The 15,564-nt window shown below is 71.7% G+C and carries 13 protein-coding genes; 11 read left to right on the top strand and 2 right to left on the bottom strand.

Going from position 1 to position 15,564, the window contains the following annotated elements; translation table 11 throughout:
- From KE274_RS14450 to KE274_RS14435, 4 genes are read left to right on the top strand one after another with little or no spacing between them, the layout of a single operon-like run.
- Positions 1 to 159 (top strand): ABC transporter ATP-binding protein, encoded by a 159-nt coding sequence (locus KE274_RS14450; RefSeq protein WP_439957716.1) that lies wholly within the window; start codon positions 1 to 3, stop codon positions 157 to 159.
- 25 nt (positions 160 to 184) lie between these two features.
- Positions 185 to 1,315 carry an ROK family transcriptional regulator gene (locus KE274_RS14445; RefSeq protein ID WP_211544887.1) on the top strand — a complete coding sequence of 377 codons (1,131 nt, stop codon included), beginning with the start codon at positions 185 to 187 and terminating at the stop codon, positions 1,313 to 1,315.
- Between the two features lie 35 nt (positions 1,316 to 1,350).
- A complete protein-coding gene (locus tag KE274_RS14440) occupies positions 1,351 to 2,607 on the top strand; it encodes a 6-phospho-beta-glucosidase (protein ID WP_211544886.1) in 1,257 nt (418 codons plus the stop codon).
- Positions 2,604 to 3,620 carry an N-acetylglucosamine kinase gene (locus KE274_RS14435; protein WP_211544884.1) on the top strand — a complete coding sequence of 339 codons (1,017 nt, stop codon included), beginning with the start codon at positions 2,604 to 2,606 and terminating at the stop codon, positions 3,618 to 3,620. The genes KE274_RS14440 and KE274_RS14435 overlap by 4 nt, the downstream gene beginning before the upstream one ends.
- 72 nt (positions 3,621 to 3,692) lie before the next feature.
- Here the strand turns inward: KE274_RS14435 and KE274_RS14430 are convergent, their stop codons facing one another.
- Entirely contained in the window at positions 3,693 to 7,385 is a 3,693-nt protein-coding gene (locus tag KE274_RS14430) for a multifunctional oxoglutarate decarboxylase/oxoglutarate dehydrogenase thiamine pyrophosphate-binding subunit/dihydrolipoyllysine-residue succinyltransferase subunit (protein ID WP_211544883.1), read from the bottom strand.
- A 162-nt stretch (positions 7,386 to 7,547) separates the two neighbouring features.
- Here KE274_RS14430 and KE274_RS14425 point away from each other — a divergent pair, with 162 nt between their 5' ends.
- The 3 genes from KE274_RS14425 (at position 7,548) to KE274_RS14415 (ending at position 11,491) form a co-directional block, all read left to right on the top strand.
- The gene (locus tag KE274_RS14425) at positions 7,548 to 9,002 is read left to right on the top strand and encodes a GuaB1 family IMP dehydrogenase-related protein (RefSeq protein WP_211544875.1); all 1,455 of its coding nucleotides are present in this window, start codon (positions 7,548 to 7,550) and stop codon (positions 9,000 to 9,002) included.
- Between the two features lie 111 nt (positions 9,003 to 9,113).
- Positions 9,114 to 10,433: a hemolysin family protein gene (locus tag KE274_RS14420; protein ID WP_211544873.1), complete on the top strand. Its 1,320-nt coding sequence runs from the start codon at positions 9,114 to 9,116 to the stop codon at positions 10,431 to 10,433.
- A complete protein-coding gene (locus KE274_RS14415; RefSeq protein ID WP_211544871.1) occupies positions 10,430 to 11,491 on the top strand; it encodes a hemolysin family protein in 1,062 nt (353 codons plus the stop codon). Before KE274_RS14420 ends, KE274_RS14415 begins: the two co-directional genes overlap by 4 nt.
- A 70-nt stretch (positions 11,492 to 11,561) precedes the next feature.
- Here KE274_RS14415 and KE274_RS14410 read toward each other — a convergent pair whose 3' ends face one another.
- The gene (locus tag KE274_RS14410; protein WP_211544869.1) at positions 11,562 to 12,629 is read right to left on the bottom strand and encodes an NADH:flavin oxidoreductase/NADH oxidase; all 1,068 of its coding nucleotides are present in this window, start codon (positions 12,627 to 12,629) and stop codon (positions 11,562 to 11,564) included.
- A 55-nt stretch (positions 12,630 to 12,684) separates the two neighbouring features.
- On the opposite strand from KE274_RS14410, the gene KE274_RS14405 reads away from it, so the two are divergent.
- From KE274_RS14405 to KE274_RS14390, 4 genes are read left to right on the top strand one after another with little or no spacing between them, the layout of a single operon-like run.
- Complete coding sequence (locus KE274_RS14405; RefSeq protein ID WP_211544863.1) at positions 12,685 to 13,518, top strand: NAD(P)H-hydrate dehydratase; 834 nt, start codon at positions 12,685 to 12,687, stop codon at positions 13,516 to 13,518.
- Entirely contained in the window at positions 13,515 to 14,753 is a 1,239-nt protein-coding gene (locus tag KE274_RS14400; protein ID WP_307872221.1) for a hypothetical protein, read from the top strand. Before KE274_RS14405 ends, KE274_RS14400 begins: the two co-directional genes overlap by 4 nt.
- Positions 14,754 to 14,757: 4 nt before the next feature.
- Complete coding sequence (locus tag KE274_RS14395) at positions 14,758 to 15,087, top strand: thiamine-binding protein (protein ID WP_211544861.1); 330 nt, start codon at positions 14,758 to 14,760, stop codon at positions 15,085 to 15,087.
- Positions 15,080 to 15,556, top strand: a complete 477-nt coding sequence (locus KE274_RS14390; RefSeq protein WP_307872220.1) for a GNAT family N-acetyltransferase — start codon at positions 15,080 to 15,082, stop codon at positions 15,554 to 15,556. Before KE274_RS14395 ends, KE274_RS14390 begins: the two co-directional genes overlap by 8 nt.
- The last annotated feature ends 8 nt before the right edge of the window (positions 15,557 to 15,564 follow it).

Genomic DNA, 15,564 nt, shown 5'->3' with positions numbered 1-15,564 from the left:
GTGCTCTACAAGGGCGACGTCGTCGAACGAGGACCCGCGGACCAGGTCATCCTGCACCCGCAACACGAGTACACCAAGACCCTCCTCGCCGCCGCCCCCGAACCCGACAACCTCGGCCGCCTCCGCGACGAAGTCCGCACCGAACTCGGCATGCGCTGAGCCGGTCGCGGGGAAGGAACACACCATGGCACAGATCGACCCGGGTACCTCGGCATGGCTGCGCACCAGAAACGACCGAGAGGCGCTGCGACTGATCCTCGAGCACGGCCCGCTCACGCGCACCCGCCTCGGGGAGCTGTCGGGCATGTCGAAGCCGACCGCCACGCAGATGATCGCGCGCCTCGAACGCGCCGAGCTCGTCGTCCCCGTCGGCGAGGTCGCCGGCAGCCGCGGGCCGAGCGCGGTCAGCTGGGGTGTGCGCACGGATCAGGTCGCCGGCGTGGCGGTGAGCATGCTCGACGGCAGCATCCAGGCCACCCTGGTCGACGCCACCGGCGGGGAGCATCCGACCGTCGACGTTCCGCTGGCGGGTGAGGAGCGCTCGCCCGAGCACGACATCGCGCGGGCGATCGACGCGGCATGCGCCGCCGCTGGTGCCGACCGCGACACGATCGAGGCCGTGACCGTCGGCGTGCAGGCGGCCGTGGGCCAGGAGCAGGACACGCTCTCGCTCACCGACTCGTTGCCCGGGTGGCCGGCCGTGGGCGCCAGAGACCGCATCGAGACGGCACTCGGACTCGCGGTGACCCTGGAGAACGACGTCAACCTGGCCACGATGGCGGAGCGCGCGGTCGGTGTGGCGCAGGACACCGACAGCTTCGCCTTCCTCTGGGTGGGTGTCGGCCTCGGCGTCGGCGTCGACCTGGGCGGCACCATCCACCGCGGTGCACACGGGAGCGCCGGTGAGATCGGCTACCTGACCGTGTCGGCCGGGACCGGCGAACCCGGAGCCGTGACCACCGACCTGCTGGGCTCGCAGGTGATCCTCGGCCTGCTGCCTGCGGACGACGGAGACCTCCGCACGCTCGCGCAGCACGAGGACGCACTCCGCGAGGTCGCCGACCGCATCGCGCTGACCATCGAGCCCGTCCTCGTGGTGCTCGACCCCGCCATGATCGTGCTCGGCGGACCCACGAGCCTCGCGGCCGGGCAGCGGCTCGCCGAACTCGTCGCCGAGCGCGCGACGGGCGAAGAGCGCCCCACCCCCGAGGTGCGCCTGAGCACGACCGGCGACAGCGCGGTGCTGCTCGGGGCGCGGCAGCTTCTCGTCGAGCAGATCCGCACGATCCTCGAAGACCGTATCCCCACCGACTGACGCCCGCCGGGCATCCATCCGAGCAAGGAGAACAGATGAAACTCGCCATCGTCGGCGGAGGTTCCACCTACACGCCCGAACTGATCGACGGGTTCATCCGTCTGCAGCGCGAACTCCCGATCGAGGAGCTCGTGCTGGTGGACACCGACCCCGCACGCCTGGAGCTCGTGGGCGGCGTCTCCCGCCGCATGCTCGTGCGCGGGGGACACCCGGCGCGGCTGATCGCGACCACCGACCTCGCCGCCGGGGTGAGCGACGCCGACGCCGTGCTGATCCAACTGCGCGTGGGGGGACAGGACGCCCGCGAGCAGGACGAGAGCTGGCCGCACGACGTCGACTGCATCGGACAGGAGACGACGGGCCCTGGCGGTCTCGCCAAGGCGCTGCGCACGGTCCCGGTCGTGCTGCGCATCGCCGACGTGGTGCGCCGCCACGCCAAGCCCGACGCGTGGATCGTCGACTTCACGAACCCGGTCGGCATCGTCACGCGCGCGCTGCTGCAGAACGGGCACCGTGCGGTCGGACTGTGCAACGTGGCCATCGGCTTCCAGCGGCGGTTCGCGCAGGAGGCCGGTGTCGAACCCGACCGGGTGGCGCTCGCCCACGTGGGGCTCAACCACCTCACGTGGGAGCGCGGCGTGTACGTCGACGGGGTCGACCAGCTCCCCGCCGCGCTGGAGACGCGTGTCGATGAGCTCGCCGACACCGTGGAGCTCCCGCCCGCGCTGCTCGCCCAGCTCGGCGTGATCCCCTCGTACTACCTGCGCTACTACTACGCGCACGACGAGGTGCTGCAGGAACAGCGCCACCACGCGACGCGAGCGGCCGAGGTGCGGGCGATCGAGAACGAACTGCTGGGGCTGTACGCCGACCCCGCGATCGACACCAAGCCCGAGATCCTGGAGAAGCGCGGCGGGGCGTTCTACTCTGAGGCGGCCATCGAGCTGCTGATCGCGATCCGCGGGGGCACGGAGGTGCCCCGCGTGGTGAACCTGCGCAACGACGGGGTGCTGCCGTTCCTCCCGGACGACCACGTGATCGAGGTTCCCGCCCGCTACCGTGACGGCCGGTTCATCGCCGAGCCGGTGGCGGCGCTGCCCGACGACATCAGCGGACTGATCTCCGCCGTCGCAGGCTACGAGCGACTCGCGCTGGACGCCGCTGTCGGCGGTGGGCGCGACCGGGTGCTGCGGGCCATGCGGGCGCACCCGCTGGTGCTGCAACACGATCGTGCCGAGAAGCTGACGGATCTGCTGCTCGCCGCCAACGCGCGCTACCTGGAGTGGGCATGACCGGCGAGGAGGGTGCGCGACTCGTCCTCGCCGTGGACGGTGGCGGCTCCAAGACCGATGTGGTGCTGCTCGACACCGCGGGCGAGGTGCTCGCGTGGGAGCGTGGGAGCGGGTCGAGTCCGCAGATCGACGGACTGGACCCGTCCGTCCGCGTCATCGACGACCTGGTGCGACGCGCCCTCGATGGCCGCGACCCGCGCGACCTCGACGTCGTGGGGCTGTACCTCTCCGGTCTCGACCTGGCCGAGGAGATCGAGGCGTTCCGCGCGGCGATCGCGCCGTTGCCCTGGGCGCCCGGAGCCATCGTGGAGAACGATCTGCATGCGCTCCTTCGGGCCGGAACCGATGCCCGAGACGCCGTGGCCGTGATCTGCGGCACCGGCATGAACGCGATCGGCGTGCGGGCGGACGGCGCACAGGTGCGGTTCCCCGCCCTGGGCCCGCTCTCCGGCGACTGGGGTGGCGGGGCCGAGCTGGGAGACGCGGTGGTCTGGCATGCCGCGCGGGCCGAGGACGGCCGGGGGCCGCAGACCGCGCTCGTCGAGCTGCTCCTGACCGCGGTCTCCGCCCCCACAGTGGCCGCGCTCATCGAGGACGTGCACCTCGGACGCCGCCCGGCGCAGTCGTTCGCGTCGCTCGCCCCGGTGCTGTTCGAGGCGGCCGCCGCGGGCGACGAGGTGGCGCGGAGCGTGGTGCGACGGCAGGCGGACGAGGTCGTGGCGTTCGTTCGCGCCTGCGTGACACGGCTCGGGCTGCGCGACGTGGAGATTCCGGTGCTGTTCGGCGGCGGAGTCGCGCGCGGCCGGGACCCTCTGCTGCTGTCGGGCATCCGGGCAGGGCTCGCGGAGCACGCCCCCGCCGCGCGACTGGAGATCGTCGACGCGCCGCCGGTGCTGGGGGCGGCCCTGCTCGTGCTCGACGCCGCGGATGCCGGGCCGGACGCGAAGGAGCACGCCCGCCGCGCCCTCAGCTCGGACCTGCGCCACACGGGCGCGCCCGTCACGGCGGCCTGACCTCCGGCGCGTCGTCGGAACGAGAACGGGCGCCGCGACCGTGTGGTCGCGGCGCCCGTTGCGGTCGGACGATCAGCCGAGGGTCACGGCCGAGCGCAGCAGGGTCGCCTGCTCGGTGGCGTGCACCTTGGACGAGCCCGTGGCGGGAGACGCCGAGGCCGGACGCGAGATCGGCCGGAACGTGCGGTCTCCGGGAACGTCGGCGAACGCCAGTGCCAGGAACGGCCAGGCACCCTGGTTCTCCGGCTCTTCCTGCACCCACACCAGCTCGGCGTTCGGGTACGAGTCGGTGATGGCCTTCAGCTCGTCGATCGGCGTGGGGTACAGCTGCTCCAAGCGCACGAGGGCGATCTCGGGGTTCGGGTTCTTCTCGAGCTCGGCGCGCAGATCCCAGTGCACCTTGCCCGAGTGCACGAGCACGCGCTTGACGGCGGAGCGGTCGAGACCGCGGTCGTCGTCGATCACCGGCTCGAACCGGCCCTGCGTGAACGCCTCCACCGGGCTCGTGGCACCGCGCAGGCGCAGCATGGCCTTCGGCGTGAACACGATCAGCGGCTTGCGCGGACGGGCATAGGCCTGGCGGCGCAGCAGGTGGAAGTGCGACGCCGGGGTCGACGGGCGCGCCACGATCATGTTCTCCTGGGCGCACAGCTGCAGGAAGCGCTCGATGCGCGCCGAGGAGTGGTCCGGCCCCTGGCCCTCGTAGCCGTGGGGGAGCAGGAGCGTGACGCTGGACTGCTGGCCCCACTTCTGCTCGGCTGCCGAGATGTACTCGTCGATGACCGACTGCGCACCGTTCACGAAGTCGCCGAACTGCGCCTCCCACAGCACGAGGGCTTCGGGTGCCTCGACGGAGTAGCCGTATTCGAAGCCGAGCGCGGCGTACTCGCTGAGCAGCGAGTCGTAGACGAAGAAACGGCCCTGCGCGTCCGACAGGTTCGACAGCGGCAGCCACTCCTGGCCGTTCGCGCGGTCGTGGAGGGCGGCGTGGCGCTGCACGAACGTGCCACGGCGCGAGTCCTGGCCGGCCAGGCGCACCGGGGTGCCCTCGACCAGCAGCGACCCGAACGCGAGGAGCTCGCCGAAGCCCCAGTCGATGTTGCCGTTGCGGCTCATGTCGAGGCGCTTCTCCAGCAACTGCTGGATCTTCGGGTGCACCGTGAAGCCCTCGGGCTTGTTCACGAACGCGTCGCCGATGAGCTGGATGACCTCCGCGGGCACGCCGGTGACCTCGGGGGCGCCGACCTGGTCGTCGGTCGGCGGGAGCTCGGGGGCGATCGGCGTGGCGCCGGTCTCCGCGGCATGCGTCTCGGCGAACGCGATCTCCAGACGGTTCTGGAAGTCCGCCTTCGCCTCGTTGTACTCCTCCTCGGTGATGTCACCGCGGCCGACCAGCGACTCCGTGTACAGACGACGCACGGAGCGCTTGGCCTGGATGAGGTCGGTCATGAGCGGCTGCGTCATCGAGGGGTCGTCGCCCTCGTTGTGACCACGGCGGCGGTAGCAGACCAGGTCGATCACGACGTCACGGTGGAAGCGCTCGCGGTACTCGAACGCGAGCTGCGCGACGTGGATGACGGCCTCGGGGTCGTCGCCGTTCACGTGGAAGATGGGCGCCTGGATGGTCTTGGCCACGTCGGTCGCATACACCGACGTGCGGGCGTCGCTCGGCGTGGTGGTGAAACCCACCTGGTTGTTGACCACGACGTGGATCGTGCCGCCCGTGCGGTAGCCGCGCAGCTGCGACATCTGCAGCGTCTCGACCACGACGCCCTGGCCGGCGAAGGCGGCGTCGCCGTGCACCAGGATCGGCAGCCAGGCGAACGTGCCGATCGGCTTGCGGTCCTGCTTGGCGCGGACGATGCCCTCCAGCACGCCGTCGACCGTCTCGAGGTGGGAGGGGTTGGCGGCGAGGTACACCGGGAGCGAGGAGCCGTCGTCGGCGACGAACGTGCCCTCCGTGCCGAGGTGGTACTTCACGTCGCCGGAGCCGCGCTGGTTGCCCGGCATCTGCGTGCCCTCGAACTCGCGGAACACCTGACCGTAGGTCTTGCCGGCGATGTTGGTCAGCACGTTGAGGCGGCCGCGGTGCGCCATGCCGATCGCGGCGCCTTCGAGGCCCGCGGTCGCCGCGCCCTGGAGGATCTCGTCGAGCAGCGGGATGAGCGACTCGCCGCCCTCGAGCGAGAACCGCTTCTGGCCGACGAACTTCGTCTGCAGGAAGGTCTCGAACGCCTCGGCCTCGTTCAGCTTGCGGAGCACCCGCAGCTGCTCGTCGTGGCCCGGCTTCTGGTACTTGACCTCGACCTTCTCCTGGAACCAGCGCCGTTGCTCCGGATCCTGGATGTGCATGTACTCGATGCCGAGCGTGCGGCAGTAGGAGTCGCGCAGCACGCCGAGGATGTCGCGCAGCTTCGCGACGCGACGACCGCCGAAGCCGCCCGTGACGAACTCCCGGTCGAGGTCCCAGAACGTGAGGCCGTGGCTCTCGATCTCCAGGTCGGGGTGCGAGCGCTGCACGTACTCGAGCGGGTCGATGTCGGCCATCAGGTGGCCGCGCACGCGGAACGAGTTGATCAGCTCCTGCACGCGGGACTGCTTGTCGACGCGCTCGGCGAGGTCGACCGCGATGTCGGGGTTCCAGCGGATCGGGGCGTAGGGGATGCGCAGCGCCGCGAAGATGTCGTCGTAGAAGCCGCGCTGCCCGATCAGCAGCTCGTGCACCTTCTTCAGGAACTCGCCGGACCCGGCGCCCTGGATGACGCGGTGGTCGTAGGTGCTGGTGAGCGTGATGGTCTTGCCGATCGCGAGCTCGTTCAGCGTCTTCTCGCTCGCGCCCTGGAACTCGGCCGGGTACTCGAGGGCACCGGCGCCGATGATGCAGCCCTGGCCCTTCATCAGACGCGGCACCGAGTGCACGGTGCCGATGCCGCCCGGGTTGGTGAGCGACACCGTGGTGCCCTGGAAGTCCGTCGCGGTGAGCTTGTTGGAGCGGGCGCGCGTGACCAGGTCCTCGTAGGCGGCCAGGTACTCGGTGAACGTCATGGTGTCGGCGCGCTTGATGCTGGGCACCATGAGCGCGCGCGTGCCGTCGGGCTTGGGCAGGTCGATCGCGATGCCGAGGTTGACGTGCGCGGGGGCGACGACGGAGGGCTTGCCGTCGACCTCCGCGTAGAACACGTTCTGGCTGCGGAACTCGTCGAGCGTGCGGATGAGCGCCCAGCCGATGAGGTGCGTGAAGCTGACCTTGCCGCCGCGCGTGCGCGCCATGTGGTTGTTGATGACGATGCGGTTGTCGATCATCAGCTTCGCGGGGACCGTGCGCACGCTGGTAGCGGTGGGGACCGTGAGCGACTCGTCCATGTTGGCCGCGAGCGTCTTGGGCAAGCCGCGCAGCGGCGTAACCTTGTCCTCCTCGGAGGACTCGACGGGCTCCTTCGACTCCGGCTTGGGCTTGGGGGCCTGCGCGGGGATCGGGGCGGCCGCGGCGGGCTTGGCGGTGGTGCGGGCGACGGGCTGGGCACCGATCACCGGGATCGGCGCGGTGACCGGGTGGGCCGGTTGCGATGCCGTGTCGGCGGGTGCGGACGCCGCGGCGCTCGAACCGCCCGCGGTGGCCTCGGAGTGGTACTGCTCCAGGATGGGCCACCACTCCTTGTCGACCGAGTCGCGGTTCTCCTTGAACTGCTCGTAGAGCTCTTCGACGAGCCAGGAATTGGCTCCGAACCCCCCGTCGCCACCGACGCCGGTCACCTGGTTCGACACGCTCTATCGCCCTCTTTCATCGCTGAAGATCTTCGGTGCGGAGGCACGACGCAGGAATGCGTTCGGGCGCGCACACTCTCGACCACCAAGCCTAACCTGTTTCACCCGGGTAATCGTCGAAGCCACCCGCCTGTGCCGTCCCGATCTCGGTACCGTGGAGACATGGAGTTCTCAGGTGCGCAGCCGACCGTCGATCTGACCTATTCGGACGTCTTCCTGGTGCCGCGCCGCTCCGGTGTCACCAGTCGTCTCCAGGTCGATCTCGCCCCGCACGACGGCACCCCGGCGACCCTGCCGATCGTCGCCGCGAACATGAACTCGGTCACCGGGCCCCGTCTCGCCGCGGTGCTGGCCCGTCGCGGTGCGCTCGGGGTGCTGCCGCAGGACCTGCCGCTGCAGGAGCTCGACGCTGCGATCCGCGACGTGAAGAGCCAGCCCGTGCTGTGGGACACGCCGATCGTGCTGCCGCCTCACGCCACGGTCGCCGAGGCCCTGCGGCTCCTCCCGGCCACGGCCGGGCACGGCATCGTGGTGGCGCACGGGCCCGCGCCGATCGGTGTCGACCGTATCCTCGGGATCCTGCCCGCGACCCGCCTCGCGACCGCGCTGCCCGACGCGCAGCTGGGCGACCTCGTGCATCGCGGCAGTCCGTCGATCGACGCCGACGACATCGGCTCGGAGCGCCATGCGTTCGACGTCATCACCGAGGCGGACGTCGACATGGTGACGGTGGTGCATCACGGTCATCTCGTCGGGACGTTGAGCGCCCGCAGCGCCCTGCGGGCGACGCTGTACCGTCCCGCGGTGGACGCCGGCGGACGGCTCGCGGTCGCGGCGGCCGTCGGCATCAACGGCGACGTCGCCGCGAAGGCGCGGGCGCTCGCCGGCGCCGGCGTCGACGTGCTGGTGGTCGACACGGCCCACGGACACCAGGAGGGCATGCTCCGCGCCCTCCGCGCGATCTCCGAGCTCGACCTCGGCCTCCCGATCGTCGCGGGCAACATCGTCACGGCCGACGGCGTGCGCGATCTCGTCGACGCGGGGGCCACGATCCTCAAGGTCGGCGTCGGTCCCGGCGCGATGTGCACGACGCGCATGATGACCGCCGTGGGTCGCCCGCAGTTCTCCGCCGTGCTGGAGACCGCGGAGGCCGCCCGCGCGGCCGGGGCGCACGTGTGGGCGGACGGGGGTGTGCGCTATCCGCGCGACGTCGCCCTGGCGCTCGCGGCCGGTGCGGCCTCCGTCATGATCGGCTCGTGGTTCGCCGGCACGATCGAGGCACCGGGGGAGCTGCAGCGCGACGCCGAGGGGCGGCTGTTCAAGGAGTCGTGGGGCATGGCGTCGACCAAGGCCGTTCAGGCCCGGTTCGAGCGGCTCGACGCGTACGAGCGTGCTCGCAAGGAGCTCTTCGCCGAGGGCATCTCCTCGTCGAAGATCTACCTCGATCCGCTGCGGCCGGGGGTGGAGGATCTGCTCGACATGATCACCTCCGGTGTGCGGTCGTCGTTCACGTACGCCGGCGCCGCGACCGTCCCCGAGTTCCACGAGCGCGCCCTGGTCGGCCTGCAGTCCGCGGCCGGATACGAAGAGGGCAAGGCCCTGCCGGTCAGCTGGTAGCACCGGCGCGGGCATGGCGGGCTTCTGTAGAATCGAGCGCACTATGGACGACCCCCCCAGTTGCCGAACATCGCCCCACCGTCCCGAACTCTCTGCGGAGAGGAATAGCTGATGGATTACATCATGTTGGGCGTGGGGCTCCTGCTCACGGTCGGCACCGGCCTCTTCGTCGCGAGCGAGTTCGCACTGGTCAACCTCGACCGGGCCGAACTCGAGGCGCGACAGGCGCGCGGTGAGTCCCGGCTCTCGCTCACGATCAGCGCTCTCAAGCACACCTCCACGCACCTGTCGTCCGCGCAGCTCGGCATCACGCTGACCACGCTGCTCACCGGTTACACGATGGAGCCGGCACTGTCGAACCTGCTGCGCCCGACGCTCGTCGCCTGGAGCATCCCCGAGGCCGCGGTGGCCCCGATCGCGACCGTCGTGGCGATGTTCGTCGCGACCGTGCTGTCGATGATCCTCGGCGAGCTGGTCCCGAAGAACTTCGCGCTCGCGCTGCCTCTGGCCACCGCGAAGCTCGTGATCCCGTTCCAGATCGCCTTCACCACCGTGTTCAAGCCCGCGATCGTGGTGCTCAACGGCAGCGCCAACGGTGTGCTGCGCGGCATGGGCATCGAGCCGAAGGAGGAGCTGTCCGGCGCGAGGAGCGCGGAGGAGCTGTCGTCGCTCGTGCGCCGCTCCGCCAGCGCCGGTGTCCTGGAGGCCGACACGGCGACGCTGCTCGACCGCACGCTCACGTTCTCGCGCCTGACCGCCGCCGACGTCATGACCGCCCGTCCGAGCATGCACGCGATCGCGGCGGGCGACTCGGTCGACGACGTGATCCAGCTCGCGCGCCGCACGGGCCACAGCCGCTTCCCGGTGTTCGACGAGGACCTGGACGACATCACCGGCGTCGTGCACCTCAAGGCCGCGATCGCCGTCCCCCGGGAGCGGCGAGCCGAGGTGCCGGTGGGAGCTCTCGCGACCGACCCGCTGCGCGTGCCGGAGACCGCCCACGTGGACGCGCTGATCTCCGACCTCCGCGGGCGCGGCTACCAGCTCGCCGTCGTGGTCGACGAGTACGGCGGCACCGCGGGCATCGTGACACTGGAGGACCTGGTCGAGGAGCTCGTGGGCGAGGTGTCCGACGAGCACGACCGCACGCGAGCCGGGATCATCCGCAACCGCGACGGCATCACGTTCCCGGGCGAGCTGCGCCCGGATGAGCTGCGCAGTCGCGCGGGCGTGGACGTCCCGGAGGGCGACGTGTACGACACCGTGGGCGGCTACGTCATGAGCGTGCTGGAGCGGGTGCCGGTCGTGGGTGACGAGGTGTCGCTGGAGAGCGGCACGCTGCAGGTCGTCCGGATGGACGGCCGCCGGGTGGATCGGGTGCGCTACGTGCCGAGACCGGACTCCCTCGAGGCCGAGGAGGTGTCGCGATGAGCGATTGGGTGGGCCTCGCCTGGCTGGTCGTGCTGCTGGCGGCCAACGCCTTCTTCGTCGGCGCGGAGTTCGCGGTCATCTCCGCGCGGCGCTCGCAGATCGAGCCGCGGGCCGAGCGCGGCTCCCGGGCCGCGAAGACGGCGCTGTACGCGATGGAGCACGCCACGCTCATGCTGGCGACCTCGCAGCTGGGCATCACGATCTGCTCGCTGCTGATCCTGAACGTGTCGGAGCCCGCGATCCACCACCTGCTGGCGGTGCCGATGCACGCGCTCGGCTGGGCCGACGGCGCAGTCGACGTGGTGTCGTTCGTGATCGCGCTCCTCGTCGTGTCGTTCCTGCACGTGGTGTTCGGCGAGATGGTGCCGAAGAACCTCGCGTTCTCGATTCCCGACCGCGCGGTGCTGATCCTCGCCTCGCCGCTGGTCTGGATCTCGAAGGTCTTCATGCCCGTGATCTGGCTGCTCAACGCGGCGGCCAACGGCGTGCTCCGCCTGTTCCGCGTGGAGCCGAAGAATGAGGCCGCCTCGACCTTCACGCTCGACGAGGTGGCCACGATCGTGAGCCAGTCCCGTCGCGAGGGCGTGCTGATGGACACCGCGGGCACCGTGACCGCGGCCGTCGAGTTCACCGACAAGAAGGCGCGGGACGTGGCGGTGCCGCTGGGGGACCTGGTGACGCTGCCGCAGAGCACCACGCCGGACGACATCGAGAAGGCCGTGGCCCGCTACGGGTTCTCGCGCTACGTGATCGTCGACGACGAGGACACCCCGATCGGATACGTGCATCTGAAGGACATCCTCCGCGCCTCGGAGGGGCCCGATGCGGAGACCAAGGTGCACGAGCCGATTCCCGGCAAGCGCATCCACCACATGGTGCCCGTGCAGGAGGACACCGACCTGGAGGACGCGCTCGCCGTGATGCGCCGTGCCGGCCGCCACCTGGCGAAGGTGCGCGACGCTGCGGGCGAGACCACCGCGGTGCTGTTCCTGGAAGACATCCTGGAGGAGCTCGTCGGCGAGGTGCAGGACGCGACCCGGCGCGTACGCGGGCACTGACACCCCGGACGCGCCACGACGACGGCCGCCGATTCCCGAGGGAACCGGCGGCCGTCGTCGTCCCGGCGGATCAGCGCCAGCGGGCGCGCTCGTACTGCGGCGGCCAGGCGACCTCGGCGCCGAGCTCGTGCGCAGCGCGCAGGGCGAAGTGCGGATCGCGCAGCCACTCCCGCCCCGCGAAGATCGCATCGGCGGCACCGTCGACCAGCACCTGTTCGGCCTGCGCCGCCGCGGTGATGAGCCCGACGGCCGACACCGGGATCCGGCCGCCCTGGCGCACGGTCTCCGCGAGCGGCACCTGATACCCCGGCGACACCGCGATGCGCTGGTGCGCGACCAGCCCGCCGCTGGACACGTCGACCAGGTCCGCGCCGTGCTCGGTCGCCCACGCCCCGACCACCGCGGCCTCGTCGGGCGTGAACCCGCCCTCGGCGTGGTCGGTCGCGGAGATCCGCACGAACACGGGCACGGTGTCGCCCGCGGTCGCGCGCACGGCGTCGAGCACCCGCAGCAGCAGTCGGGCGCGATTCTCGAGCGAGCCGCCGTACTGGTCGTCACGGTGGTTCGACAGCGGAGACAGGAACTGGTGCAGCAGGTAGCCGTGGGCCCCGTGCAGCTCCAGCACGTCGAACCCCGCGTCGAGCGCGCGACGGGCCGCCGCCGCGAACGCCTCGACCACGCGGTCGATGCCTGCCGCGTCCAACGCCTCGGGCTCGGCGAAACCGTCGTAGGCCACCGCGGACGGGGCCACGGTGGTCCAGCCGCCCTCGGTCACGGGAACCGAGCCGCGCTCGGGCGCCCACGGCCACCACGTGGAGGCCTTGCGACCCGCGTGCGCGAGCTGGATGCCGGCGAGCGACCCGCGGTCGTGGATCGCCCGGACGACCGGGGCGAGGGCGTCGCGCTGCGCGTCCGTCCAGAGCCCGAGGTCGCGGGGCGAGATGCGACCCTCGGGGACCACGGCCGTGGCCTCGGCGACGATGAGTCCTGCGCCGCCGGAGGCGAACTGGGCCAGGTGCGCGTGATGCCACTCCTGCGCGATCCCGTCGACGGCGCTGTACATGCACATCGGGGAGACCCAGAGGCGGTTGCGGAACGTGGTGGAGCGGATGGTCAGCGGGGAGAAGAGGAGGCTCACGCTTCGACGCTACCGGGGCTCGGGAGGGGGGAGGGCCGCCCGCTAACGTGGAGACATGAGCGATGCGCGGGAGTGGTCACGCGACGACACGGCCCGGTTCGTCCGCGCCGCCACGCGCGACGACGACAAGTACTCCCGCGGCGTGGTGGCTCTGCGCACGGGGTCGCCCTCGTACCCCGGGGCCGCCGTGCTCGGGGTCGAGGCCGCGTGGCGCTCCGGGGCGGGCTTCGTGCGGTACGCGGGGGAGCAGCGCGTGATCGACGCCGTGCTGGCCCGCCGTCCCGAGACGGTGGGCGGACCGGACACCGGTCGCACCCGCATCGGCGCGTGGGTGATCGGCTCCGGCACCGACCCCGAGGAGCGGACGGACGCCGAGGCGCAGGCGCTGCGGGAGATCCTGTCGGGCGCGGTGCCGGTGGTAGTCGACGCCGGCGCGCTGGACCTGGCCGCGGACGCGACCGCGCCGTTCGTGGTGACACCGCACGCGGGCGAGTTCGCGCGGCTGCGTGAGCGCCTTGGCCTCGCCGCGACGGAGCGGGAGGGGACGGAGGACGTGCGGCGGATGGCCGCGGAACTGGACGGCGTCGTGCTGCGCAAGGGCGCCCGCACGCTGATCGCGGGACCCGACGGCACGCTGATCGCGGTCGATGCGGGCACGGGGTGGCTGGCGACCGCGGGAACCGGTGACGTGCTCGCCGGAGTGCTCGGGGCCGTGATCGCGGCGAACCCCGACGCGCCGCTGCCCGAACTGGCCGCCGCCGGTGCCTGGCTGCACGGGCACGCCGCCCGGATCGCCGCGGGGGTGCGCGACGGGGGAACCGGCCACCCGATCGTCGCGATGGATGTGGCGGAGGCGCTGCCCCTCGCGATCGCGGACGTCCTGTCGTGACCTCACGCGTCCCCGCCCGGACGATCGCGCTGTGGGCCGCGTTCCTGCTGGTGCACGCGTGGACGGCGCTCGCGGGCTGGGTGTACCCGAGCCAGCCCATGGGCGATGTCGTGTTGGTGTACGAGCCCTGGTCGACCGCAGCGCTCGGCGGCGGGCCCGTCGTGGGAGTCACGGAGCCGTGGGTGTACCCGCAGCTGGCCCTGCTGCCGATGCTGCTCGCGAAGCTCCTGGCGACCCCGCTCGTGCCGCTGCTCGGCGTCTCGTCCGCCTACCTCGTGGCCTGGGCGGTGCTGGTGTGCGTGCTCGATGCCGTCGCGTTCGCCGTGCTGGTCGGGCGTCGTCCGGGCCGGGCGCGAACGGCCGCGGCATGGTTCTGGTGCATCGCGCTGCTCCTGCTCGGACCGATCGCCCTGTACCGGATCGACGCGGTCACCGTGCCGATCGCGGTCGTCGCCGGGCTCTGGCTGGTGTCCCGGCCCGCGCTCGCTGCCGCGCTCCTGACGGTCGGCGCGTGGATCAAGATCTGGCCGGGCGCGCTGCTGCTCGCCGCCGTGGTGGCCGGACGGCGGCGATGGCGGCAGGTCCTGGCGGCGCTCGTGGTGACCGCGGCCGTGCTCGGGGGGCTGCTGCTACTCGGTGCCCGGTCGGAGATCCTCGGATTCCTGACCGCGCAGACCGGTCGCGGGCTCCAGATCGAGGCGGTCGCGGCGACGCCGTTCCTGTGGCTGGCCGTGGCGGGGTCTGCGCGCATCGAGTACAGCTTCGACATCCTCACGTTCCAGATCGCGGCGCCGGGCGCCGATGCGGTCGCCGGTGTCCTGACGCCGCTGATGGCCGTGGTGGTCGTCGCCGTGACCGCGCTGGGGGTGGTCAAGGCCGTGCGCGGCGCCGCGTTCCGCCGCCTGTTCCCGCCGCTCGCGCTCGTGCTGGCGACGCTGCTGATCGTCGGCAACAAGGTCGGCTCTCCCCAGTTCCAGACGTGGCTGCTCGCGCCGGTGATCCTCTGGATGGTCTGGGACAGGGCTCGGGCGACCGTACCCGCGGCGCTGGTGCTGGCGCTGTGCCTGCTCACGTGCCTGATCTACCCGCTCACCTACGACGCTCTGCTGCGTGCCGAGCCCCTGCCTGTGCTGCTGCTCACCGTGCGCAACGTGCTGCTCATCGTCCTGACCGTCGTGAGTCTCCGCGCCGTCGCGCGGGTGCCCGCCGTCCGTCCCTCTCGAACCAAGGAGTGAACCCATGCTGATCGCCTTCTCCGTCGCCCCCAGCGGCACGCCCGCCGACGGTGCCGAGCGCGCCGACGCGTCCGTGCACGATGCCGTCGCCGCCGCCGTCCGCGTCGTGCGCGCCTCGGGCCTCCCGCATCGGACGACGAGCATGTTCACCGAGATCGAGGGCCCAGACTGGGACACCGTGATGGACGTGGTCAAGCGCGCGACCGAGGCGGTGCTGCCGTTCGGCTCCCGGGTGTCGCTCGTGCTCAAGGCCGACATCCGCCCCGGCTACACGGGCGAGCTCGACGCGAAGGTCGAGCGGCTGGAGGCGGCGATCGACGAGTCCGGTGACTGAGGTCGCAGCCCCCGGCGTGCTCACGCTGCGCCCCGCCGCGGCCGCCGACGCGGAGTGGATCGCGGAGCTGCGGGCCGAGGTGCTCCGTGACGATCTGGAGCGGCTCGGTCGCTTCGACGAGACGCGCGTGCGTCGGCGGTTCCTCGACGCGTTCGTGCCGGAACAGACCAGCGTCATCGTGGTGGACGGCGTCGACGTCGGTTCGGTCGCGCTCCGACCGGAGGGCGGTGCCCTCTGGCTCGAGCACTTCTACCTGGCGACCGCGCATCAGGGACGCGGCATCGGCACGCGCGTGCTGGCGGAGGTGCTCGCCGAGCCACGCCTGTACCGGCTCGACGTGCTCCAGGGCAGTTCCGCCCGGCGGCTGTACGAGCGGCACGGCTTCCTCCTGGACAGGCAGGACGACGTCGATGTCTTCCTGATGTTGGATCGGCGCACCCCGGCGATCGACGAGTCCGCCGACCGCTAAGCTGATCC

Source organism: Microbacterium paraoxydans (genome assembly GCF_018224615.1).
Taxonomy (GTDB): domain Bacteria; phylum Actinomycetota; class Actinomycetes; order Actinomycetales; family Microbacteriaceae; genus Microbacterium; species Microbacterium paraoxydans_B.
This window is presented reverse-complemented; position numbering and strand designations above follow the sequence as displayed.